Source organism: Ulvibacter sp. MAR_2010_11 (assembly GCF_002813135.1).
GTDB lineage: Bacteria > Bacteroidota > Bacteroidia > Flavobacteriales > Flavobacteriaceae > Altibacter.
In genome coordinates, this window is the sequence record NZ_PHTY01000001.1 from 2,250,138 (window position 1) to 2,274,812 (window position 24,675).

General features: G+C 39.1%; 23 protein-coding genes. 9 read left to right on the top strand and 14 right to left on the bottom strand.

The features are described from left to right. Positions 1–22 precede the first annotated feature (22 nt). On the bottom strand, positions 23–1,240 hold the full coding sequence (locus tag ATE92_RS10270; RefSeq protein WP_100803623.1) for an RsmB/NOP family class I SAM-dependent RNA methyltransferase: 1,218 nt from the start codon (positions 1,238–1,240) through the stop codon (positions 23–25). Positions 1,241–1,347: 107 nt separating this feature from the next. Between ATE92_RS10270 and ATE92_RS10275 the strand changes: the two genes are divergently transcribed. Further along, on the top strand, positions 1,348–2,391 hold the full coding sequence (locus tag ATE92_RS10275; RefSeq protein ID WP_100803624.1) for an oxidoreductase: 1,044 nt from the start codon (positions 1,348–1,350) through the stop codon (positions 2,389–2,391). A 79-nt stretch (positions 2,392–2,470) separates the two neighbouring features. Here ATE92_RS10275 and ATE92_RS10280 read toward each other — a convergent pair whose 3' ends face one another. The 7 genes from ATE92_RS10280 to ATE92_RS10310 all read right to left on the bottom strand — a co-directional run bounded on the left by ATE92_RS10280 (position 2,471) and on the right by ATE92_RS10310 (position 9,567). Then, positions 2,471–2,905 carry a sensor of ECF-type sigma factor gene (locus tag ATE92_RS10280; RefSeq protein WP_100803625.1) on the bottom strand — a complete coding sequence of 145 codons (435 nt, stop codon included), beginning with the start codon at positions 2,903–2,905 and terminating at the stop codon, positions 2,471–2,473. Between the two features lie 2 nt (positions 2,906–2,907). After that, positions 2,908–3,411, bottom strand: coding sequence for a hypothetical protein (locus ATE92_RS10285; protein WP_100803626.1), 504 nt, complete (start codon positions 3,409–3,411; stop codon positions 2,908–2,910). A 24-nt stretch (positions 3,412–3,435) separates the two neighbouring features. Further along, on the bottom strand, positions 3,436–3,987 hold the full coding sequence (locus ATE92_RS10290; RefSeq protein WP_100803627.1) for an RNA polymerase sigma factor: 552 nt from the start codon (positions 3,985–3,987) through the stop codon (positions 3,436–3,438). Between the two features lie 491 nt (positions 3,988–4,478). Continuing rightward, on the bottom strand, positions 4,479–6,302 hold the full coding sequence (locus ATE92_RS10295; protein ID WP_100803628.1) for an ABC transporter ATP-binding protein: 1,824 nt from the start codon (positions 6,300–6,302) through the stop codon (positions 4,479–4,481). Continuing rightward, a complete protein-coding gene (locus ATE92_RS10300; RefSeq protein ID WP_198515616.1) occupies positions 6,302–8,011 on the bottom strand; it encodes a phospho-sugar mutase in 1,710 nt (569 codons plus the stop codon). The genes ATE92_RS10295 and ATE92_RS10300 overlap by 1 nt, the downstream gene beginning before the upstream one ends. A 59-nt stretch (positions 8,012–8,070) precedes the next feature. Next, entirely contained in the window at positions 8,071–9,024 is a 954-nt protein-coding gene (locus ATE92_RS10305; protein ID WP_100803629.1) for a glycosyltransferase family 2 protein, read from the bottom strand. A 12-nt stretch (positions 9,025–9,036) separates the two neighbouring features. Next, entirely contained in the window at positions 9,037–9,567 is a 531-nt protein-coding gene (locus ATE92_RS10310) for a DUF4199 domain-containing protein (protein ID WP_100803630.1), read from the bottom strand. 231 nt (positions 9,568–9,798) lie between these two features. Between ATE92_RS10310 and ATE92_RS10315 the strand changes: the two genes are divergently transcribed. Continuing rightward, positions 9,799–10,056, top strand: coding sequence for a type B 50S ribosomal protein L31 (locus ATE92_RS10315; protein WP_100803631.1), 258 nt, complete (start codon positions 9,799–9,801; stop codon positions 10,054–10,056). 304 nt (positions 10,057–10,360) lie between these two features. Continuing rightward, positions 10,361–11,536 carry a GlmU family protein gene (locus ATE92_RS10320; protein WP_100803632.1) on the top strand — a complete coding sequence of 392 codons (1,176 nt, stop codon included), beginning with the start codon at positions 10,361–10,363 and terminating at the stop codon, positions 11,534–11,536. Here the strand turns inward: ATE92_RS10320 and ATE92_RS10325 are convergent. The 3 genes from ATE92_RS10325 to ATE92_RS10335 all read right to left on the bottom strand — a co-directional run bounded on the left by ATE92_RS10325 (position 11,533) and on the right by ATE92_RS10335 (position 14,144). Then, positions 11,533–12,039: a hypothetical protein gene (locus ATE92_RS10325; RefSeq protein WP_198515617.1), complete on the bottom strand. Its 507-nt coding sequence runs from the start codon at positions 12,037–12,039 to the stop codon at positions 11,533–11,535. The genes ATE92_RS10320 and ATE92_RS10325 overlap by 4 nt on opposite strands. 98 nt (positions 12,040–12,137) lie before the next feature. Then, positions 12,138–12,443, bottom strand: a complete 306-nt coding sequence (locus ATE92_RS10330; RefSeq protein ID WP_100803633.1) for a hypothetical protein — start codon at positions 12,441–12,443, stop codon at positions 12,138–12,140. Positions 12,444–12,545: 102 nt separating this feature from the next. Beyond that, the gene (locus tag ATE92_RS10335; protein ID WP_100803634.1) at positions 12,546–14,144 is read right to left on the bottom strand and encodes an ABC transporter substrate-binding protein; all 1,599 of its coding nucleotides are present in this window, start codon (positions 14,142–14,144) and stop codon (positions 12,546–12,548) included. 199 nt (positions 14,145–14,343) lie between these two features. Between ATE92_RS10335 and mtaB the strand changes: the two genes are divergently transcribed. Beyond that, entirely contained in the window at positions 14,344–15,702 is a 1,359-nt protein-coding gene (gene mtaB / locus ATE92_RS10340; protein ID WP_100803635.1) for a tRNA (N(6)-L-threonylcarbamoyladenosine(37)-C(2))-methylthiotransferase MtaB, read from the top strand. A gap of 3 nt (positions 15,703–15,705) precedes the next feature. On the opposite strand, the gene ATE92_RS10345 is transcribed toward mtaB, so the two are convergent. Continuing rightward, positions 15,706–16,005 carry a GNAT family N-acetyltransferase gene (locus ATE92_RS10345; RefSeq protein WP_100803636.1) on the bottom strand — a complete coding sequence of 100 codons (300 nt, stop codon included), beginning with the start codon at positions 16,003–16,005 and terminating at the stop codon, positions 15,706–15,708. 323 nt (positions 16,006–16,328) lie between these two features. Between ATE92_RS10345 and ATE92_RS10350 the strand changes: the two genes are divergently transcribed. Next, on the top strand, positions 16,329–16,991 hold the full coding sequence (locus ATE92_RS10350; RefSeq protein WP_100803637.1) for an alpha/beta fold hydrolase: 663 nt from the start codon (positions 16,329–16,331) through the stop codon (positions 16,989–16,991). A 62-nt stretch (positions 16,992–17,053) separates the two neighbouring features. Then, positions 17,054–17,986: a lytic transglycosylase domain-containing protein gene (locus ATE92_RS10355; protein WP_100803638.1), complete on the top strand. Its 933-nt coding sequence runs from the start codon at positions 17,054–17,056 to the stop codon at positions 17,984–17,986. A gap of 23 nt (positions 17,987–18,009) precedes the next feature. On the opposite strand, the gene ATE92_RS10360 is transcribed toward ATE92_RS10355, so the two are convergent. Both ATE92_RS10360 and ATE92_RS10365 read right to left on the bottom strand, forming a co-directional pair. Beyond that, complete coding sequence (locus tag ATE92_RS10360) at positions 18,010–18,675, bottom strand: redoxin domain-containing protein (protein ID WP_100803639.1); 666 nt, start codon at positions 18,673–18,675, stop codon at positions 18,010–18,012. Positions 18,676–18,813: 138 nt separating this feature from the next. Continuing rightward, entirely contained in the window at positions 18,814–19,386 is a 573-nt protein-coding gene (locus tag ATE92_RS10365) for a hypothetical protein (protein ID WP_100803640.1), read from the bottom strand. Positions 19,387–19,596: 210 nt separating this feature from the next. Here ATE92_RS10365 and rpmH point away from each other — a divergent pair, with 210 nt between their 5' ends. The 3 genes from rpmH to ATE92_RS10380 all read left to right on the top strand — a co-directional run bounded on the left by rpmH (position 19,597) and on the right by ATE92_RS10380 (position 24,670). After that, positions 19,597–19,758 (top strand): 50S ribosomal protein L34, encoded by a 162-nt coding sequence (gene rpmH / locus ATE92_RS10370; RefSeq protein ID WP_100803641.1) that lies wholly within the window; start codon positions 19,597–19,599, stop codon positions 19,756–19,758. A 102-nt stretch (positions 19,759–19,860) separates the two neighbouring features. Further along, a complete protein-coding gene (gene carB / locus ATE92_RS10375; RefSeq protein WP_100803642.1) occupies positions 19,861–22,713 on the top strand; it encodes a carbamoyl-phosphate synthase large subunit in 2,853 nt (950 codons plus the stop codon). 37 nt (positions 22,714–22,750) lie between these two features. After that, on the top strand, positions 22,751–24,670 hold the full coding sequence (locus tag ATE92_RS10380; RefSeq protein WP_100803643.1) for a transglutaminase domain-containing protein: 1,920 nt from the start codon (positions 22,751–22,753) through the stop codon (positions 24,668–24,670). The last annotated feature ends 5 nt before the right edge of the window (positions 24,671–24,675 follow it).

Genomic DNA, 24,675 nt, shown 5'->3' on the forward strand with positions numbered 1-24,675 from the left:
TTTTTATTTTGTGCGAGGCTAATTATTCTGCTTCTTTTTTCTTAAGCAAGGCCATATAAAATCCATCATAACCCGATTCACTTGGCCAAACTTTTTTATCTTTTGTCAAGGTAAAATCTTTCCCCGCCTCCCGCTTTAAAAAAGCTTTTACTTGCTTGTCATTTTCGGAAGGTAAAATAGAACAGGTTGCATACACCAAATCACCACCAGGTTTTACCATTCTGGAATACGAATCCAACAACTCTGCCTGAGTTGCTTTTACTTTTTCAAGAAAATCGGATTGTGCTTTCCACTTCGTATCGGGATTGCGTTTTAATACGCCAAGACCCGAGCACGGGGCATCAATTAAAACCTTGTCGGCCTTTTCTATTAATTTTTTAATCACCTTAGTGGAATCTATTAGCCGTGTTTCGATATTAAATGCGCCGTTGCGTTTGGCTCTGCGTTTTAATTCGTTTAGTTTATTCTCGTAAATATCTAAGGAAATAACCTGTCCCTTGTTCTCCATAAGGGATGCGATATGCAGACTTTTACCTCCCGCACCGGCACAGGCGTCTATTACACGCATCCCGGGTTTAGGATCTAATAGCTGTGCTACAAGTTGTGAAGAGGCATCCTGTACTTCGAACCAGCCATTTTTGAAAGCTTCGGAAGTAAAGACATTTGCACGTTCCTTTAGTTGTAAAGCATGAGGTACACCGCTAATTGGTTCGGTTTCAATTTCAAGATCTGCCAGATGGTCTTTTACCTGCTGCAATGTCGCTTTTAATGGATTTACGCGTAGGACAACTGCTGCCAACTGATTTAGTGCCGCAATTTCCCCATCCCAGCGTTTTCCAAGCTCCTTTTCACCCAATTCATCCATCCAATCGGGGATAGATTCACGGTATTTTCTAATTTTTGAAAGCTCGTCGAATTTTCCCTTAATTCTTCGCACGGGAGTATCTTCCAATTGTTTCCAATCGGGGAGTTTTATACCGTTAAGTGTAGCCCATACGGTAAACAGACGAAAGAGATTGGGTCTGTCAAAAGGCTCTTTTACTTCAGCAATTTCAGCATAGAGACGCTTCCATCTCACTATATCATAGGTGGTTTCGGCAATAAAACCACGATCACGGGCACCCCATCGCTTATCGCGCTTTATGGTTCCTTTGAGGACTTTGTCTGCTTGTTTCTTTTGGTTAAAAATTAAGTCAAGAGAATCTATGGTTGCAAAAACTAAATTTCGATGTAATTTCATAAAGCATTAAATTGAAAACACTCCCTGTAATAACTTGGGAATGAAAGCTGCAAAGGTATCACAAACACAATGAATAGTTTTGATTACTTTTGACAAAATTTTTTCCAATGCGTATACTACTTTCTTTTCTAATAGCATCTTTACTCATTGCCTGTGGAAATCCTACAGCTCCCGAATTCACTCACCTTGAGATTAAACCTGTGTTTACAGACAGTTTAAGTATTCGAGCCATTGCTCCCTTAGATGAAAATAGGGTGTGGTTTGCCGCAAACAAAGGTATGGTTGGGCTTATTGATAAGGAAACTCCCAAATTAGCGGCTTTTAAATACGGCGATTCATTGTTGCAGTTCAGAGCCATTGCCACTACCAAAAATACAGTGTTTGTATTAAGTGTAGCCAATCCCGGCGTATTGTATAAAATTGGTTTCGATTCTAACGAAGCAACAGCAGTAGAAGAAGTTTATGTAGAAAAAGGAGAAAAGGTGTTTTATGACGCCATGGCATTCTGGAATGACAAAGAAGGAATTGCTATGGGTGATCCCACCGAAGATTGTTTATCGGTAATTATGACAGAAGATGGTGGATCCACCTGGAAAAAACTGCCCTGCAGTCAATTGCCAAAAACGGTAGAAGGGGAGGCCGCCTTTGCTGCCAGTAACTCGAATATTGCACTTTATGGGAATCATGTTTGGATTGCAACCGGGGGAATTAAGGCACGAGTCTTTCATTCGCCGGACAAAGGCAAAACATGGGAAGTGTATGCTACACCTATAATTCAGGGAAAGGTGATGACCGGAATATACAGTATCGATTTTTATGATGAATCGGTAGGAGTAATCTTTGGTGGAAATTGGGACGATAAAGATTTTAACGAAGGAAATAAAGCAATTACTACCGATGGTGGTAAAACATGGAATTTAATCAGTAATGGAAAAGGACCCGGGTATCGTTCGAGTGTACGGTTTGTGCCGGGAACAAAAGGAAATGGAATTGTAGCCGTAGGCTCGCCCGGTATTTCTTATAGCAATGATAGAGGAGAGAGTTGGATAGAATTGTCATCGGAAGGCTTTTACGCCATCGAGTTTGTGAATGATACAGTGGCATTTGCAAGCGGTCCAAACAAGATATCGAAACTAACATTTAAGAAATAGAAAAAAGGAGCCTTTAAGACTCCTTTTTAAAAACTCGATTAAGTACTAATTAACCGAAATCACTAACAAAAACCAACATTTATTCTTTTCCTTTTCTATTTCTGTATTGTTTTAACAACTCTCTTTTAAATTCCTCCTCTGCCTTTTTTAGCTTAAGCACTTTCTTAGGCGATATTACCTTCCGAAGTTCCAAAATTAATTCACGCCTATATTCCAATTCTTTGGATTTTATCTCCAACAATTTGTCGATTAATGTATTTGCTTCCGCATCTGTAAGAGATTCCAGGCTGTCACGCTTAAAGACTCCCAGCTCCTTTCGTTCGGAGCGCCGCATTACGTCCATTTTGTCTTCATAGACTTTGTAGACCGGCCAGAATTTTTCTGCTTCGGCGGTTGATAGCGCTAAAACTTCGGTTATATGGGCTCTTTTAAGAGCCTTGATTTTTTCGTGTTTATTTTCTTGTGCACCCGCGGCTACACCTATAAATAAAACTAACAATAATAATTTTTTCATCTCTATTCTATTAGTAGTGCTGATTCGTCTATGGTATCCAAAAGATATGATTCGATAAGATCTTTTGAAAGTAAATTGTTTTCCAAAGTTATTCCTGAAATTTCATCGTCTTGCATAAGGGCCATCACGTCGTACACGTCAAAATCTGAATTTCCTTCTATATAGTCTGAAATACTGCTTATTTCTATTTCCTGAAACGTATTGGTTCCGGACTGATTTAATTTTATAACTGAAAATAATAAAACCAAAGCAGCAGCTATTGCGACTACATACCTCGTATAGGAATTGTTTAGCAACGAAACCACCTTGGATGGGGCTTCGGCGGAAGCAGCTTTTTGTAACACATTTTCTTCGAGTTGCTCAAAATAGCCTTCCGGAACTTTAAAACCCGATTGTTGCGGCAGCTCATTGGTTTGAGAAGAATCGAATAAACGCTTCTCAAAACCCTCAAAATAGCCTTTGGGGACTTTAAAACCGTGCTTGTATTTTTCTTCTTCTTGTTTCATGATACACTTTTGACTTTAAAAATTTTAAAAAGTTTCATTATCGGTTAAATAGGCCTTAATTTTTTGCACAGCAATATGATAACTGCTTTTTAGTCCGCCAACCGATGTGTCTAATACTTCTGAAAGGTCTTCATAGGTAATATCATCAAAGTACTTCATATTAAAAATTAGTTGTTGTCGCGGTGGAAGGGTAGCAATTGCCTTTTGTAGTTGTAACTGAATCTCACTTCCTTCAAAATACACATCACTTTCAAGATTAGAAATTGCGTGGTTCATCACTTCTTCACTCGAAGTTCCGGCTCTTTTGGCTTTTTTTGAAAGAAATGTAAGTGCTTCGTTAGTCGCAATTCGATACATCCAGGTATATAATTTGCTATCTCCTTTGAACTTATCAATATTTCTGAAGATTTTTATAAAGGTGTTCTGTAAAACATCATCGGTATCGTCGTGGTCCAAAAGAATCTTTCGCACATGCCAATACAATCGCTCCTTATATAAAGAAACTAATTCTCTAAACGCCGTTTCCTTATGTGCTACCGATTGTAGGGCACTTACTAAAGACTGTTCTTCAATCACAGACTATTTTCGTTTAAACTATGACTAATATAACTCCCAAGGGTTTAATTTTAGTTTTTTATGCTACTATAAAAGAAGCAAAATGTTAAATATTCCCGATTAAAAGCACTTTTTTTAGATAAAATGCAAATTTTATTTTTTTGTAGGAAAAATTTTACTACTTTCGCTAGATACTTCTTATGTATATGTTCTTTATTATTAGCCCCAACTGTAATAAGAACGCACTAAACGGGCCTAAGCGGGGGCTGGCCCGTTTTTTTTATGCTTAAAAGTTTGTAAGTGAAATTATCTTTGTTTGTAGGAAAAGATAATTTCACTTTATTAAAAAAATCGATGAAATGCATAGTTTATAGATAAAATGCAAATTTTATTTGGTAGATTCAAAAGTTAAATATATATTTGACTCATACTTATGTTAAAAGTGTTGCCGCGTGCCCCAAATGCGGTGACAAAAATAAAGAAAGAGCGGTGCCCCAAATCGCTCTTTTTTTTTATGCAAAAGATTGCATTTCTACGAGGCTGTAATACACCCCTTTTTTGTCCAGTAATTCTTTGTGTTTTCCTTGTTCCACTATGGTACCTTTGGAGAGCACAACAATAGTATCGGCATTTTGAATAGTTGATAGTCGATGTGCTATTACAATAGAGGTTCGATTCTTCATCATGTTTTCCAATGCTTCCTGTACTAATCGTTCACTTTCGGTATCCAACGCTGAAGTTGCTTCGTCCAAAATCATTATGGGTGGATTTTTCAGAACGGCTCGAGCAATGCTCAGGCGTTGTTTTTGTCCGCCACTTAATTTGTTACCGCTATCACCAATGTTGGTATCGATTCCCTTTGGTAAAATTGAAACAAATTCCCAGGCATTGGCAACTTTTAAAGCCTCAATGATCTCATCATCGGTCGCGGTTTCCTTGGCAACCAACAAATTTCCCTTAATAGTATCGTTAAATAATATGGAGTCTTGCGTTACTAACCCTAGAAGGCTTCGTAACGATTTTTGAGTGATGTCTTTAATACTTAGCCCGTCAATTTTAATCTCACCTTTATTTACGTCATAGAATCTGGTTACCAAATTAGCAATCGTACTCTTCCCGCTACCGCTTTGACCCACAAGTGCAACGGTATGTCCTTTGGGAACGGTAAGTGAAAATTTTTGAAGCACCCAATCGTCTTCATATTTAAAGGAAATATTTTCGAGAGCAATTTCACTCGAAAATCCTTCTTTCTCAATGGCATTGGGAGCATCTTTGATGGCCGATTCGGTTTCGAGGATTTCTAAGACACGTTCGGCAGCGGCATTTCCTTTTTTTACACCATAACTTGCCTTACTTATCGCTTTGGCTGGTGTTAGAATTTGATATGCCAGTCCCATATAAACAATAAAGAGTTCAGGTTGCAAGGATTTTTCAACCAAAACCATTTGTCCGCCATACCATAAAAGTATAGAAATTACCACAATCCCCAAGAACTCACTGGTGGGAGAAGCCAGGTTTTGACGATTCAATAATGAATTTGAAAATTTAAAAAAGCGAGATGTAGATTCTTTAAAACGGTTGTTGAAAATAGGTTCGGCATTAAATCCTTTAATAATTTTAAGTCCGCCAAGCGTTTCTTCCAAAATAGAAAGAAAAAAGCCCTGTTCCTTTTGCACCTTATCACTATGACTCTTTAGGCTCTTGCCTATTCGGGAAATAATAAAACCCGACACCGGAATAAAAATAAACACAAAGAGTGTAAGCTTCACACTAATAATGAGCATGGCAGCAATTGCAAAAAGTATGGTTAAAGGTTCACGTACAATTAATTCTAATATCGATAAAAAGGAATGTTGAATCTCTAATACATCACTGGTAAGCCTTGCTATTGTATCTCCCTTGCGCTTTTCAGAATAAAAAGAAACCGGAAGATCAACGGTTTTTTTGTATAAATCGTTACGCAAATCTTTCAATACCCCATTCCGAAGAAAAGTTATAAAAAACATTGCCAAATATCCGAATAGGTTTTTTAATAAGAACATACCAATAACCAGTACCACCATAAATATTAGGACATCTTCTGTACCTTCATTGGCCTTTTGTGTGACAAAATAGTTAAGTGAGTTTTCAATAAAGTCCTTCGCATCTGCAATGCCTGTCCAAACCGGTTTTACATCAAGTCGCTTTGTATTGTCGAACAAGACCGATAGCATAGGAAACAAGGATATCATCGCTAACGTCCCGAATAAGGCATAAAAAATGTTCGAAATAATATTCAGCCAGGCATATCCTTTATAAGGAATGGCATATTTTAATATTTTCTTGAAGTATTTCACTAGCTGATATTTAGGTGTAATAGAATCGCATCTATTTTTTGCTGAAGTGCTTTTTCATCATTTTTTGAAGTATGCACACTTATATAAAATTTTATTTTTGGCTCCGTACCACTGGGTCGGGCAGCAATTTTACTGCCGTCTTCGGTATAATAAATTAGGACATTCGATTTTGGGATATCCATAATTTCTGATGTGCCACCAAGTATATTTTTAGCAACTCCGGTTTGGTAATCTTCAATCTTTAGTACTTTTTTGCCTGCAATTTGGTCATAGGGATTGGAACGAAGCTGTTTCATTATTTCTGAAATTTCTTCCGCTCCTTTTTTGCCTTTTTTTACCAGTGACACCAGATGTTCCTTGTGAAAACCTACTCTTGAATAGATTTCCTGCAAATACCGGAATAAACTGCTGCCTGAAGCCTTTTTCTGTGCGGCAATCTCACAGGCGAGTAGGGTAGCGGTCACCGCGTCTTTGTCACGCACAAAATCGCCCACCATATATCCGAAACTTTCTTCGCCTCCTCCAATAAATTCAAGTTCGGGAAAGTCTTTTACCATTTTGGCGATCCATTTAAATCCGGTAAGTCCTTCTTTATAGTGTACTCCAAAATTACCGGCAATTTTTGAAACCATCGGTGTTGAAACAATAGTACTTGCTACAAATTGTTTTCCGTTGAGCTTACTTGCTTTTTGCCATTGTTCCAACAAAAAGTAAGTTTTTATCACCATCGCCTGATTCCCGTTAAGGATGGTCATTTTTCCGTTAGTGTCACGAACCGCTATTCCCAGGCGATCACAATCGGGGTCGGTACCAATTACAATATCTGCAGCTGTTTCGTCTGCAAGCTCAATGGCCATTCGCAAGGCTTCGGGTTCTTCGGGATTGGGAGATGTTACCGTTGGGAAGTCCCCGTCCGGTGTTGCCTGTGCTGCTACAACACTTACATTTTTATAACCTGCCATTTCCAATACCTTCGGAATCATAGTGATGGACGTTCCGTGGAGCGGGGTAAAAACAATCTTCAGATTGTCCTTCATTTGCTGAGGAGTATCAAAACTTCCGTTTTTAACTGAAGCTTCAGCAAAGGCCTCATCCACTTCCGTATCAATCAATGTAATTAAAGCACTATTCGCTTCAAATTGTATGTCGGAATATTTCAATGCATTGATTTCGGCTATAATTTCCCCGTCCTGTGGTGGAACTAATTGTCCGCCATCTTCCCAATACACCTTATAACCATTGTATTCGGGAGGGTTGTGAGAGGCTGTAAGCACAATTCCGCATTGACATTGCAAGTATTTTACGGCAAAAGAGAGTTCGGGTGTAGGGCGTAATTCAGAAAATAGAAAAACCTGTATTCCGTTGGCTGAAAACACATCGGCAACCAACCTAGCCAGCGATTTACTGTTATGACGACAATCGTACGCAATGGTTACTTTGATGGGTTGATTGGGGAATTGTTTTTTCAAATAATTTGAAATTCCTTGAGTGTTTTTCCCCAATGTAAATTTATTAATACGATTATCACCAACTCCCATGATACCTCGCATTCCGCCTGTCCCGAATTCCAGATTCTTATAAAAACTGTCTTCGAGACCTTCGGGGTCATAGGCAATCATTTCTTTGATGGTCTGCTGTGTTTCTGTATCGAATGTAGGGGTGAGCCATCGGTTGACGCGCTCAAGGATGTTAGGATCTACGTAAATCATTCTGAAAAATTAATCGCTACCAATTTGGCAATCATCTGCAAAAATAAGAAACTTAACGGTTATTGTTTGAAGTTTCGCTGTTCTTTAACGATGTAGTTGGCGTTGTCTTTTTTGGTGCGAAGTAGCAATTCTCCTAAAAAGCCTGCTAAAAACAACTGACTCCCAAGTATCATAGCTGTGAGGGCGATATAAAACTGAGGTCTTTCGGTGATAAGTCTGCCGGAAGGATTGATAAAAAGTTTGTCAATACCCAAATACAGTGCGAAACAGAAACCTACAAAGAGCATGATGGCTCCCCAGGCGCCAAAAAGGTGCATTGGTCGTTTTCCGAAGCGTGATAAAAACCAAATGGTAATAAGATCTAAAAAGCCGCGAACGAAGCGTTCGGCGCCAAATTTTGTGGTTCCATATTTTCTGGCCTGGTGTAGCACAACTTTTTCACCAATCGCGTCGAAGCCTGCATTTTTGGCTAATACCGGAATGTAGCGATGCATTTCGCCGGTCACTTCAATGGTTTTTATGACATCATTCCGATAGGCTTTTAAGCCGCAATTAAAATCGTGCAAACGAACACCGGAAGTTCTTCGGGCGGCAAAATTGAACAATTTTGAAGGTAGGTTTTTAGAAACAATCGAATCGTAGCGTTTCTTTTTCCATCCCGAAACCAGGTCAAAGCCTGCTTCGGTAATCATTTTATAGAGTTCGGGAATTTCTTCAGGGCTGTCTTGTAAATCGGCATCCATGGTAATTACCACATCGCCTTGTGCCATAGCAAAACCGGCATGAAGTGCTTGAGATTTACCAAAATTTCTCAAAAATCGAATTGCTTTTACTTGGGTGTTTTGCGCAGCTAAGGCTTCGATTATCTCCCAGGATTTATCGGTACTTCCGTCATCTATAAAAATTACTTCATATAAAAAACCATTGGACTGCATCACCTGTGCAATCCAATGGTATAATTCGGTTATAGATTCTTCTTCGTTAAGAAGTGGAATTACGATAGATAGATTCATCAAAAGAAATTTCTAGTAATTTTCCGGACGATTTTGTTTCATAATTAAACCTGCAATTAGTGAAATTATAAATCCGAAGAATAATGAGGCAATTAAGCCCATCGCGGTCATAATCCAGGGTGACATAAACTTTTCGGTCATTCCCATGGCCATTTCTACTTGATCGTTAGTCATTTGCGGATTATTTTCAATCATTTTTTCCCGTGTTACATCCAGCATCTGAGTGACAAAATCGGGTTCGATAACAGTCACAAAGAGATAGGTAAAAATAGAACCTATAAGTCCGGCCACCAATGAAATGGCAAGTCCTGTTTTTAATGCATCTCCTAAAGATAGGAATCCGTCTCCCTCTTTTTTAAAGGTTTTTAATCCGTAAACAATCGCAGCGGTCATAATGGCAAAGTTAAGTACAGATTGCCACCATGGTTGTTCCATGTGCATGCCCATAACATAAACAATAACCGATACTACAATTGTACCTAAGGCCATCATTAGACCGTAATTCAATGCAATTTTTTTAACAGAAGCTTTTTGTGATTCCATGAGTTGAAGTTTTTTGGTTCCGTAAACGGAATTGGTTTGGTTTGTTAGTTAACAAAGATAGCAAAACGTTACAGATGTTTTTTGTGAAACTAAGAATCTTATACATTTGTATTTTCCAATTTTAATCACTTTTTAGGTTTCCATTAAAAAAGTAAATAAATTTGTTGTGCATTTGGTAATAATCCTTAAATTTGCACACTCAAAATCGAGAAGTATTAAAATTACAAGAAAATGAAACAAGGTATCCATCCCGAGAATTATAGATTAGTAGCCTTTAAAGACATGTCTAACGAAGATGTTTTTTTAAGCAAATCTACTGCCGATACGAAAGAGACTATTGATGTTGATGGTGTAGAGTATCCTTTGGTGAAATTGGAAATTTCCAGAACTTCTCACCCTTACTATACCGGTAAGTCTAAACTAATAGACACTGCAGGACGTATTGACAAGTTCAAAAACAAATACGCTAAATTCAAAAAAGAAGAATAGTCTTTTTTTTTTAGCATACCATACAAACCTTCGAGAAATCGAGGGTTTTTTTTGTTTGTAGGTTGCGCGAAGCCGAAACAGAATCAAACTTGGTTTTTTATTGTAGGTTGAGCGAAGCCGAAACCTAAATAAAGTTTTTACATGAGCGAACTAGAAACCCAATCAAGTTCGGTTGGACAAACAAATGGGTTTGGAGATACTAGATTAATTTAGTTTGTCAAAACTGCGTTTTCAATTTAGAGCTTTTCGTAACTTCTTTAGTATATTTACTGCAAACTGTTAACCGTTTACTGAATACTACTTTATGAATTACATCCTATTCGACGGAAACGTTCGCAATCAGTTGCTTCCTTTCACATTTACCCGACCCGTAGCCGATATCCGCGTGGGTATTTTAACGCTTCGGGAGAAATGGGAAAAACATTTGGGATTCACTACCACAACTGTCACCGAAGATTACTTATCTGAAAAATGGCCCATGGTCGAAATGGATCAAAACGTGCTCATCAATGCATCTTTTATTCCTTCTGAAAAGTTGACGGAAACGATTAAAGGTCTCCTTGAAAATCAGGCAGTATTTTATGAGGATGAACCCATTGCTTTTTTTACAACTGAAGGGCAGGAGGTCGATTTTGACGGCTATACCATACTACAATACACCGAAGAAGATGTGCTCCGAATTGAAAATACATGGGATATCTTTTCAAAAAATCACGAAGCCATTAAGCGTGACTACAGTTTAATTACCAAGGGGAGAACTTCATTGCCCATCCCTGAAACAACGGTTGCTTTTAATAAAGAGCAGATTTTCATTGAGGAAGGAGCCAAATTGCCACTTTGTTCTCTAAATGCAACCGAAGGACCCATTTATATTGGTAAAAATGCCGAAATTATGGAAGGGAGTATGATACGCGGACCCTTTGCGCTTTGTGAAGGTGCCACCGTTAAAATGGCGGCCAAAATTTACAGTGGCACAACGGTAGGACCGTATTGTAAGGTAGGAGGAGAGGTAAACAATTCGGTGTTGTTTGGATATTCAAACAAAGGTCACGACGGATTTCTAGGCAATTCGGTTATAGGGGAGTGGTGTAATCTGGGTGCCGATACCAACAATTCAAATTTGAAGAACAATTACGCCGAAGTACGTCTTTGGAACTACGAAACCGAAAGTTTTGCACGTACCGGATTGCAATTTTGCGGCTTGATGATGGGTGACCACAGCAAATGCGGTATTAACACCATGTTTAATACAGGTACGGTGGTAGGTGTAAGCGCCAATATCTTCGGAAGCGGTTTTCCCAGGAATTTTATTCCCAGCTTTAGTTGGGGCGGAAGTGGAGGCATGACCACGTTTAAAACCGACAAAGCCTTTGAAGTAGCACAGGTTGTTATGTCGCGCCGTGGGGTGGAATTTACCCAGCCCGATGCTCGAATTCTGGAGCATATTTTTGAAACGTCCGCCAAATGGCGCCGCGATTAGTACAAAGCCACTTTTGCTTCTGTAGCTCCCAAACTCTGTAAATATTCGACAACAGCTTCAGCTTCGTCTCCCCCTTTTTGGGCATGATGTAATAATGTAAATCCATGTGGACCCTTGGCATGCAAGGTCGCAGGGAAGGCTTCCAGCATAGGTTTTATAATGTCCATCCTTCCAAATAACGCTGCAGTAAAAATATTTGTCTGAGCGCCTTTATCGATTAAATACTGCGCCAATTCTTTATGGCCTACATGCGAAGCCGCGCCTAAAGCAGTTTCAAAATCGCCAAATTTCCAGTCGTGAGCTGCGTTCAATAAAGTGGGATGTTCTTCCAGCAGTTCTTTTACCACGTCAAATTTCCCATGCCCGGCTCCCACAAAAGTTGCAACCAAATCCTTGTCCAATTGCGGATCTGGATCGGTCGAGTAGCCAAATGCCATGAGGGGAGTGGCAGCTACTAATAATCCGGTGCCGCCTACAGTTTTTAAAAAGTCGTTTCGTTTCATGATGATGTTTTCCAGAAAATTACGACAATAGATAAAGAGGGTTTGTTAATTATTTGGTAATTAACGTATTGCGAAGCCCGTTTTGAAATTATAGTTGCTTACTGAAATAGTATAGGTCTATGCCTGTCCCCGAACATAAATTCAATAATTGATGGTGTCAAAAGATAGATGATAATAACAATCGCAATGGTAGTTATTACAATGAGTCTTAGTTTTCGCTGCTCACCTCGTCTTTTCTTAAACATTCGTTTTTGAAAAGCTGCATATGCATAGGTTTTCATTTCTTTGTGATCTTCAAACGTGCCAAAAGAACTTTTTAGGGGTGCACTTTTATCGAAATTGGTTTCCCGTTTCCGAACAAATATTTTATGACCGGCTCTTGTGCCTGTACTTTTATATTTCATAGTGCTTTATTAATTATACGTATGAGTTAAATGAAAAGTTACGAATTTACTATTAAAGAAATACTCGGCAGGTTTATTTGGAATGTGACAATGCAGAAGAAATTACTTTTCTTTTTTTACCCGTTTCAGAATTAAAAAATTCTGCGGATTGATACCCAGCCCGCTTACCTTTTTATTGACAAAACGTATGGCCATATCATAAAATAGCGGCACTACAGGCGCCTCATTGATTACAATAGAGTCCATCTGTGTGTAAAGTATTTTGCGTTCATCAATATTAGAAATAGTGAGTGCTTTTACATACAAACTGTCAAATATTTCACTTTTAAAGTGTGTGTAGTTAGGACCGTTGGGTGTAAAATTCGGACTGTAAAAAAGCGACAGGTAATTTTCGGCATCGGGGTAATCGGCAATCCAGCTTGCGCGAAAAATATCTAATTCGCCACTCGATTTCATCTGTCTTAAGGTAGAGGGAGGCATCACATCGATTGTGATTTGTAAACCTAATTTTTGAAGTTCTCTTTGTATGTATTCGCAAAGATCCAGATACTGACTGTTAGTCCCGATAGTAATCTGCGGAGTCTTGTCGCCGTTTTCAGATTTATATTGGTCGATGAGCGCTGTGGCCTTTTCGGGATTGTAATAATAACCTTCAATATTAGCATAACCGGGTAAGCCTTCGGGAATGAAGCCGTGAACAGCCGGAATCCCTACTCCATTGCGGAGATAGGTGACCATTTTACTTCGATCAAAGCCATAATTAAATGCTTGCCGTAAAGCTTTGGATTGTATTTCAGGGGTTTGTGCACCCATAAAAAAGCCTAGATATTCAGTATTTAAAAAAGGCCCTTTAATAAGGTAGAAATCTTTTTTGTATGCTTCTTGCAATTCGCCTCGGGTAGTAAGTATCTCATCTTTATACGAATTGTCCAGACTGTTCAGGAAGTCCAGTTTTCCTTGAGCAAATTGTAAAAACTCGCTCTGTTTGTCGGGTAAAAACGTAATGGAAACAGCTTCTAAGTAAGGGAGTTGGATGCCGACCACGTCTTTTTCGAAGTACAACGGATTTTTCCGAAATACCAATTTTACATTTTCTTCCCATAATTTAAACTGAAAAGGACCTGTTCCCACCGGATTTCTTCGGAATTCACTTCCATAATAATCAACTGCTTCTTTCGGAACTACCGAGCAATACCGCATGGAAAGTAATCCCAAAAACGCCGGAAAGGGTTTTTGTAACTGTATGACAAAGGTGGTGTCGTTTTCTGCTTTATAATAATCTACTGCATTGAGCACCCAGCTTCCTGAAGACGCTACTTTTTCATCTTTTAAACGGTCGAAACTATACACAAAATCGGATGCAGTTACGAGTCGGGTGGAATCCTTTCCAAACACCTTATTTTTATGAAAATACACATCGTCACGCAGATAAAAAGTATAGGTAAAAGTAGAATCGTTTACCATCCAGGATTTGGCAATATCCGGTTGAATATTCAATGAATCGTCTAACTGTACGAGTCCGTTATACAACTGATTGGTAGGCCAGATAATTTGGGGGTTTCGGGCGAATGCCGGATCCAGAGTTGGAATGTTCCCGTGTTCGTTATAACGAAAGACAAGGTGGTCGTTTTTAAAAGAGGTATCCTTCCCACAGGAAAATAGTGTAGTTGCAATAAAAACTGTCCAAAGGAAACGAATCATACTAACTAAATTTACGAATTTCTTAAGTGTGCCCAAGGTACAATTTCGGGGAATGAATACTTCTATAAATCTCAACTTTCAAATTCCAAATTCCAAATTCCAAATTCCAAATCCCAAATCCCAAATCACTAATCACTAATCACTATCTACAATTCTTCGTATCTTTGCCCTCTCGTTTGTCAAAAATACAAGAACAAGAATGAACGCTACAAAAAAAGTTGCATTTTATACGTTGGGTTGTAAGCTCAATTTCAGTGAGACATCTACCATTGCCCGAAATTTTACTTCGGAAGGCTTTGAGCGTGTAGATTTTACTGAAAAAGCAGATATCTATGTAATTAACACCTGTAGTGTTACTGAAAATGCAGACAAGCGATTTAAAAATATTGTTAAGCAGGCTCAAAAGGTTAATCCTGAAGCCTTTGTAGCGGCCGTTGGGTGTTATGCCCAATTAAAACCGCACGAATTGGCCGATGTGGAAGGTGTAGATCTCGTCCTGGGCGCTACCGAAAAATTTAATATAACTGCATATTTAAATGACCTTACCAAGAACGATTATGGCGAAGTACACTCTTGTGAGATTGAGGAAGCCAATTTTTACGTAGGATCCTATTCCATTGGAGATCGAACACGCGCTTTCTTAAAAGTTCAGGATGGTTGTGATTACAAATGTACCTATTGCACTATCCCGCTGGCAAGAGGAATTTCAAGAAGTGACACCCTGCAAAATGTGTTGTACAATGCCGAGGAAATTTCGAAGCAAGGGATCAAAGAGATTGTCCTTACCGGGGTGAATATAGGTGACTATGGAAAAGGTGAATTTGGCAACAAAAAACATGAACACACCTTTTTAAATTTGGTAAAAGCCCTGGATACGGTTCCCGGAATTGAACGCTTGCGTATTTCTTCGATAGAACCCAATCTGCTAAAAGATGAAACCATTCGTTTTGTGGCACAATCTAAAACCTTTGTGCCTCATTTTCACATACCGCTACAAAGTGGGAGCAATGCTATTTTAAAGTTGATGCGACGCAGGTATTTGCGTGAGTTATATGTGGAACGCGTGGCTGCAATCCGCGAAGTGATGCCTCATGCCTGTATAGGGGTAGATGTGATTGTAGGATTTCCGGGCGAAACGGAAGAACATTTTTTGGAAACCTATCATTTTTTAAATGAATTGGATATTTCGTATTTACATGTTTTTACCTATTCTGAAAGAGACAATACACCTGCAGCTACTATGGAAGGAGTGGTGCCTCAAAAAATAAGAAATAAACGCAGTAAGATGTTACGCGGACTTTCGGCCAAAAAACGTCACGCCTTTTATGAGAGGGAGTTAGGAAGCACTCGTACAGTTTTGTTTGAAGGGGAAAATAAGGAAGGATATATTCACGGATTTACCGAGAATTATGTGAAAGTAAAGGCACCCTGGAATCCCGAATTGGTAAATACGTTGCATGCTGTGGAGCTCAATAAAATTGATGAAGACGGATTAGTACGCTTTGAATGGATCGAAGCGAGTTGTCCAGCCTTGCCCGCGATGCAGGGAACGCCCTAAACATTAGAGACTTATTCCAACGGGAAGCAGATCTTTGTAAACTCTTCGATTTTTACGCATAAAACCGGCAATTTCCGGACTAGTGGGAACCAAACTAATTCCTCTTTCTTTCACTTCTTCGAAAACGGCTTTTATAAAAATATCCCGAAAACCTTGATCTTCCATGTCTTGCGGCATATCGTATTTGGTAAGGAAAATTTTCCTGTCCTGCAATGCATACTCTATGCGCGCCATATTATCGCCCACCTCTAGTTCAAACTGTCTCAAAAATTCGTTGTCGGTAATTTGCACATCTTCAATCATGGGAGTTAATTTTATTTATTCAAAGCGACTACAAAGATACCAAATTACCGCCTTTGTTGAGCGTTAATGCAAGAATAGTTTGGCGGATAAGTTTCTCAAAATGAGTAAATCTAAAGTTGGAAGGGAGAGAAAGAATGGGGTCATAAAACCGATACAAAGTATTGTAAATGTTACACCTGCAATTTCTCAATTCCCTGCCGGGAAATACTATAAATAAGTCCTTCTTCATTGATTTTGCCCCTAAAGGATAAGATAATAGTATCTTTGTGATGTAAATTTACGAATAATCTTCGGGCGAAACCATAATTCTCTTCTGAAACAATATGACCCACAACAAGACACACGTTTACTTTGTTCCCGGAATGGCAGCCGGACCTGAAATATTCAGAAATATAAGTCTGCCGGAAGAGCCTTACGCACTGCACATTTTACAATGGCTTATTCCTGAAAAAAAGGAAACGATGTTGTCTTATGCGAAGCGGATGGCAGCTTTGGTAACCGAAGAAGACAGTGTACTTATTGGAGTTTCGTTTGGTGGAGTAGTTGTTCAGGAAATGAGCACTTTTTTAAAGTTGAAGAAATTAATTATAATATCCAGCGTTAAGACAAGAGCCGAATTGCCCAGAAGATTGAAGTTTGCTAGGAGAACTTTTTTCTACAAATTGGTTCCCACCAGTTTGGTTTTAAGTGCCGAAGATCTCACAAAATTTGCCGTGGGTCCCCGAAGCGAAAAAAGGCTCAGATTGTATCAGGAATACCTGCATGTAAGAGACAAACAGTATTTGGATTGGGCAATTCAAAATATGGTGTGTTGGAACAGAAAAATGCCCGTGGATGGAGTAGTGCATATTCACGGTGATAAAGACATCGTTTTTCCAATAAAACATATTAAAAACAGCACGATTGTTGCTGGAGGTACTCACGTGATGATTATTTTAAAGGGCAAGGAAATTTCTGAAAAGATCCTTGAAATAATCCGGGAATAATTAACATCTCGAGGCCAATATTACCAGACATTATTATTTATCTTTAATCAAAATTTTTAGTTATGACCATTTTATCGAAAATAGGATTGTTTACAGTGCTTATTGGGGTAGGCAGTTTGTGCGTATTTGCCGTGCAGGAAGCTCCTACCGATGAGACTTTGGAAAAGAAGTTAGTGAACGATTACAATGTGTATGCGTTACCGCTTCCCGATTATATTGAATTTGCAGGAGAGGCTGTTCCTTTAAATGAACCGGATATTAGAGAACGATTGGATAGAGAATTGTTAGTTAACACCTATTGGCAATCCAATGCTTTGTTAATGATAAAAAGGGCAAATAAGTATTTTCCCATAATTGAACCCCTTTTGAAGCAATACGGACTTCCGGACGATTTTAAATATTTGGCTGTGGCCGAAAGTGGATTAGACAATGTAAAATCTCCAGCAGGAGCCGCCGGATTCTGGCAGTTTTTAAGCAGTACCGGTAAAGAATACGGTCTGGAAGTGAATGATTATGTAGATGAGCGTTATCATTTGGAAAAAGCCACCAAGGTAGCTGCCGAATACTTGAAGAATTCGAAACAAAAATTTGGAAGCTGGACTTTGGCCGCCGCAGCTTATAACGCAGGTAACGGAGGCGTAAACAAGCAGATTGACCGACAAAAATCGGATAATAATTACTACGATTTGTTGTTGAATGATGAAACAAGTAGGTATGTTTTCAGGATTTTGGCTTTTAAAGAAATTTTATCGAATCCGAAGAAGTACGGATTCAATTACAGAGATAAGGATTTATACAAACAAATTCCCACCTACAAGGTAAAGGTAGATACTGAGGTGACCGATTTTGCAGAGTTTGCAAAATTACACGGAATCAATTATAAAATATTAAAGATTCACAATCCGTGGTTGCGGGATACTTTCCTTAAAAACGCATCAAAAAAGGAATATTTTATTGAAATTCCTGAAAAAGGATATTACAATCTGGGGCAATAAAGACGGAAAGTTTGGAGAGAAACTTAGTTCTTATTTAACAGCATAGAGACACCACTCATAAAGCTTTGGTAGTTTGCGGTATAGGAATTTGCGTACCCTTCTAAATAATGGTGAAATAAATTACGCCGTACATCCAGTATTTTTTTGTCGCCATCGATAAAGAAAGAAGTAGGAAACCCAAGGCTGTGCTTCATGGTTTTTATCGTAAAGTCGTTTTTGTTTTCTTTTTCGTCTACAAACAAGACCTGAACATGCTTGCTAAATTTCCTCTTAAACTTTTTGATTTTCTTTTTTGGACCCCAAAAGAGCACTACAAAATCAATTTCTTTATGATGTAAGTCGGCAATATCATTAAAAGCAGGTATCTCTCCAATTCCCGGAACACACCAGGAAGCATAGGTTATGAGGTAGGTTGGCTTTTCAAATTTGTATAATTCTATTTTTTTACCTGAAAATTTCCGCACTTTAAAGTTGTCCAGAATACTTCCATTCACCACATTTTGTATTAAGGAGTCGAAAAGAAACTGAGCCCGATCCTCGTCTTTCTGGATATATGCAAGCTTTGCCTCTTTACGGTATTTGCGAATGTTTTTACCAATCTTCTCGGAAAATAGATTGTCCGACTCGACATCTTGACAGAGCGCAGGAAGGTGTAGGAACAGCAGAAGGGCAAGTAGCAATTTACCCATAGGCAACATAGCGTTTTAGCACTGTAAATTTAGGAAGTCTTTCCTGAAAAACCTTTAGAAAATGGTATTATATTAACATTTTTGGTTTTAAATGGAATTAAAACATGCTATTATAACAATTTGACAAACAATTTGTTACTAACGTACACGTCCGCCTCGGCCAGATCTGCCACCTCCAAATTGTTGTCTTGGCTGTCCGGCACGCTTCATTTGTTGCTTCATCATTTTTATTTGCTCATCCATCATATTGTGCTTGTCCAGCTTTTTGGCTTCAGCAAGTAAAAGTTCGGCTTCTCTTTTGCGATTCTTGGTCATTGCAATTCCGGCAAGGTTTAATTTTGCCATAGCCATATCGGCGTCCATCGACAAGCCCAGACCCACTGCTTTCTTGAAATATTTTTCAGCTTCGTTGATATTGGTCTGTGAGACCATGAGTCCGTTGAGGTAATTGTAATACCCTTGTTGTTTTGTCACCAGGGCGGCTTCGGGGTTTTTAATTTTATCGAGCCATTTCTTAGCTCCGGGAAAATCCTGCTTCCTGAGGCGTAGAAACGCCATAAGGATAAGCTCATTTTTAAAGTAGAGGAATATAAATATAAGCGAAAGGAAAATCAACATGATCCCGTTTCCTATATTTCCTTCGACAAATTGCCAGATGGCCCAGGCGAACACTAAAACGGCTAATACTAATTTTATATTTTTATTGAACATGAATTCTATTTTTGTAGGGCAGCAAAGGTACTAAAAACATTCAAAAATATTTTATGTTTTCCGTTTGGGAAAGTAAAAAATGATTGTATATTTGCACCCGCCTACGCGAAGCAAAAAATATGTTTGCTTTAAATGGCAAGCCCGAGACACTGTAACGGGTTTTTGATCCAATTAAGAAAAAGATTTTTTCAGAAGATAAAGAATTAGAAAATGAGCAAAAGAACATTTCAGCCATCAAAGAGAAAGAGAAGAAACAAACACGGTTTTAGAGAGCGTATGGCATCTGTAAACGGTAGAAAAGTTTTAGCTGCGCGTAGAGCGAAAGGAAGAAAGAAAATTTCTGTATCCTCTGAATCTCGTCACAAAAAATAATGTTGATAAGTTATACATAAAAAGGTGTTGTTTAAAAGCAACACCTTTTTTTTATACCCTCTCGAATCGTAATTTTGTAGTACCGAAAAAGAATCCCTTACAATGCCTAAAAATCCTAATCTAAAATCTGTTTTAATTATTGGCTCAGGCCCTATCGTTATTGGGCAAGCATGTGAATTTGATTATTCCGGATCGCAAGCCTTGCGATCGCTTCGAGAAGACGGAATTGAAACCGTTCTTATAAATTCCAACCCGGCAACCATTATGACCGACCCTTCAATGGCCGATCATGTATACCTGTTACCACTTACCACAAAATCCCTAATAAAAATTTTAAAAGAACATCCTCAAATTGATGCTGTTCTGCCAACAATGGGAGGTCAGACAGCATTGAATTTATGTATCGAAGCCGATGAAAAGGGGATCTGGGAAGATTTCAATATTAAAATTATTGGTGTGGATATTGCCGCAATCAATATTACCGAAGATAGAGATCAATTTAAAGATTTAATGATAAAAATCGGGATTCCTGTTGCGCCTGCTAGAATTGCGAATTCCTATTTAACAGGAAAAGAAATCGCTCAGGAATTTGGTTTTCCATTGGTTATTCGTCCGTCCTTCACCCTTGGAGGCTCCGGTGCGTCCTTTGTACATACCGAAGATCAGTTTGATGCCCTACTAACCTATGGCTTGGAGGCGTCTCCCATTCACGAAGTGCTAATTGATAAGGCTTTGTTGGGGTGGAAAGAATACGAATTAGAGCTGCTGCGCGATAACAACGATAACGTGGTAATTATCTGTACCATCGAAAATATGGATCCTATGGGAATCCATACCGGAGATTCAATCACCGTAGCTCCTGCCATGACATTGAGCGATACCTGCTATCAACGCATGCGGGATATGGCCATTAAAATGATGCGTAGCATAGGGGATTTTGCCGGGGGTTGTAATGTACAGTTTGCCGTAAGCCCCGATGAAAATGAAGATATTATTGCCATCGAAATTAATCCTAGAGTGTCGCGCTCTTCAGCATTAGCATCCAAAGCTACCGGATATCCAATTGCAAAAATTGCTGCTAAACTGGCCGTTGGGTATCGTTTGGACGAATTGGACAATCAAATTACAAAGTCTACTTCGGCGTTATTCGAACCTACCCTAGATTATGTCATCGTAAAAATTCCACGATGGAATTTCGACAAATTTGAAGGTTCAGAGCGCACCCTCGGACTTCAAATGAAATCGGTTGGAGAAGTAATGGGAATTGGGAGATCTTTTCAGGAAGCATTGCACAAAGCCACTCAGTCGCTGGAAATTAAGCGAAATGGTCTGGGAGCCGACGGAAAAAGTTATACCAACTACGAACAAATACTCGACAAACTTAAAAATGCCAGTTGGGATCGTGTTTTTGTGATTTACGATGCCATTCAGATGGGAATTCCGCTAAGTAGAATCCACGAAATTACAAGAATAGACATGTGGTTCCTGAAGCAGTATGAAGAATTGTACATGCTGGAACAGGAAATATCACGTTTTAGCCTGGCCACCTTACCTCGCGAATTGCTATTGGAAGCGAAACAAAAAGGCTACGGTGATCGTCAAATTGCACATATGCTTAAATGCCTTGAGAGTCAGGTGTACAAAAAGCGTGAAGAGATGAATATCCAGCGTGTTTACAAGTTGGTAGATACCTGTGCAGCCGAATTTAAAGCTGAAACACCTTACTACTATTCTACCTTCGAAAACGAGATGCAAACCAAGGAAGGGGAGCGTTATTCGGAAAATGACAGTGTTGTAACCGACAAGAAAAAAGTAATTGTACTGGGGTCGGGACCTAACCGTATCGGACAAGGAATTGAGTTCGATTATTGCTGTGTGCACGGAGTCCTGGCCGCTAGCGAAATAGGCTACGAAACCATTATGATTAACTGTAATCCGGAAACGGTTTCAACCGATTTCGACGTGGCAGACAAGCTGTATTTTGAACCGGTATTCTGGGAACATATTTATGATATTATTCGTCATGAAAAACCCGAAGGGGTTATTGTACAGTTGGGTGGACAAACGGCTTTAAAGCTTGCTGAAAAGTTAGATCGCTACGGAATAAAGGTGTTGGGAACAAGTTACCAAAGTTTGGATTTGGCCGAAGATCGCGGAAGTTTTTCTGCCTTGCTGAAAGAAAATGATATTCCTTATCCCGAGTTTGGTGTTGCCGAAACCACCGAAGAAGCCCTTGCACTGGCAGATCGTTTAGATTTCCCGCTACTTATTAGACCTTCCTACGTTTTGGGAGGACAAGGAATGAAGATTGTGATTAACAAAAAAGAACTGGAAGAACACGTGGTCGATTTACTTCGGAAAATTCCAAATAACAAACTCTTACTCGACCATTATTTAGATGGAGCCATTGAAGCCGAAGCAGATGCTATCTGCGATGGTGAAAACGTCTACATTATTGGTATCATGGAGCATATAGAACCTTGCGGGATCCATTCGGGAGATTCGAATGCTACCTTGCCACCCTTCAATTTAGGGGAATTTGTGATGCAGCAAATTAAGGATCACACCGTAAAAATTGCAAAGGCTTTAAAGACGGTAGGGCTTATCAATATTCAGTTTGCTATTAAGGATGATATGGTATATATCATTGAGGCCAATCCGAGAGCTTCGAGAACAGTTCCGTTTATTTCAAAGGCGTACAAAGAGCCCTATGTAAATTATGCCACAAAGGTAATGTTGGGTCATAATAAGGTAACCGATTTCAATTTTAATCCGCAATTGGAAGGATATGCTATTAAGCAGCCGGTTTTCAGTTTTAATAAGTTCCCGAATGTAAACAAACAACTGGGACCTGAAATGAAGAGTACCGGAGAAAGTATTTTGTTTATAGACAGCCTTAAGGACGACGCTTTTTATGATTTATATGCAAGAAGAAAAATGTATTTAAGTAAATAATAGTTTTATATTTACGGCTGAACCATTTTTTTACTGAATGAATCGTTTCCTATACTGCCTTTTTGCAGGGCTTATTGTTGTTTCCTCTTTTGCCCAAAGAAAATCCGACCCCACACCCGAAGCGATTGAACAGGCGAAGCAGTTAAAAAGCGCTTTTGAAGATGAAGATGTAATTGCGCTGTCAAAAAAAATAGTGGTATCGTTTAACCGAAATAAACGCGCCGGCTTCGTGGAAGCAATCAAGCAGCAATCCATCACTCTACTGAATATTAGTTCTAATTCACGGTTGCAGTATCCTGTATTTTACGACTCAGAGTCTGAAGTGGAGCGCTTTCAGCTAAAAGATTACCGGGGAAAGGACCTTGGAGGGGCCAGTTCCAGAATTTACGATGAACATTTAAAGAGCGAGGATATGTTTCATACAGACTATCGTGTGAAATTCGCCAATATTACATTTCCGTTGCAGGGTTACGCCATTGAAATAGACACAGAAAAGAAGTACAATGATGTTAAGTACTTTACGAGTGAATACTTTTCAGATCAGTATCGAATACTGGACGGCGAACTTAGTATCACCATCCCCGATTGGCTGGATATGGAGATTAAAGAATTCAATTTTGAAGGTTTCGACATTCAAAAGACTGCTGAAACTGTCAGGGAAGGACAAAAAATCACCTATACATTTAAAGGAATCGACCCTCAGTCTGACGAAGCGAATACTCCCGGGCCTTCCTATGTGTATCCGCATGTGTTGTTTATTGCAAAATCTTATAATGACGGAACAGCCACCAAAACCCTTTTTGGCAGGGTTGACGATTTGTATGGATGGTATAATGGTCTGGCAAATAGTGTGGATATAGATGCCACGGTTTTTGCTTCAAAAGTGGATGAACTAACTGCAGGTGCTATTTCTGAAGAAGAAAAAATAAAGAATATCTTTTATTGGGTACAAGATAATATTCGGTATATCGCCTTCGAAGACGGGATTGCCGGCTTTAAACCGGACAGTCCGCAAAATGTGTTTACAAAGCGTTACGGAGATTGCAAGGGGATGGCAATTTTAACCAAATCCATGCTGGAAGTTGCCGGTTTCGACTCGCAATTGGTCTGGATAGGCACCGACCGATTGGCATACGATTATTCCATTCCTTCACTTTCGGTGGACAATCATATGATTTGTGCGGTCGATTTAAACGGGAAGTCCATCTTTTTGGATGGCACCGAAAAATACAATCGTTTTGGTGAATATGCTACCCGAATTCAGAATAAACAAGCCTTGTTACAGGACAAAGACGGATTTAAAATTCTTACCGTTCCTGTTGCTGAAAGTGATGTTAATATAGATAAAACGAGCTACCGCTTAACAATTGAAGATGAGACTTTGGTTGGAGATGCCAGCAGACATTACGGCGGGGAGTCCAGAGTTGCTTTTCAGAATGTATATAGCAGCCTCGGGAAAGATAATCAGACCGATGTCTTGTCCGGATATCTTAAATCGGGCAATTCAAATTACAATGTGAAGGAAATTAAACCCTTCGATCAGGAAAATAGAGACGAAGACCTCACTATTTCTTATGATGTTAGCATTGCAAAGGCAATTACAAGCTTCGATGGAACGATGTATATAGACATTGATCCCGTAAAAGACGCTTCGGGTTGGATTTTCACCAAACGCACATCCGATTATAAGTTTCAGATAAAAGAACGCATTATCACCGAGATTCAGCTTCAAATTCCGGAAGGGTATACGGTTGAGATGCCCGAGAATATTTCGGTGAATAACGAACTGGTAGGCATTGACGTAAGTTATACCAAGACCGGGAACAAAATTATCTTTAAGAAGGATATCAATTTAAAGAAGCGCCTTATTAAAAAGGAAAAATTCGACACATGGAATTCGGCTTTCGAACTTTTAAAAGATAATTTAAAGCAGCAAATTACGCTTACCAAAGAATAACACCA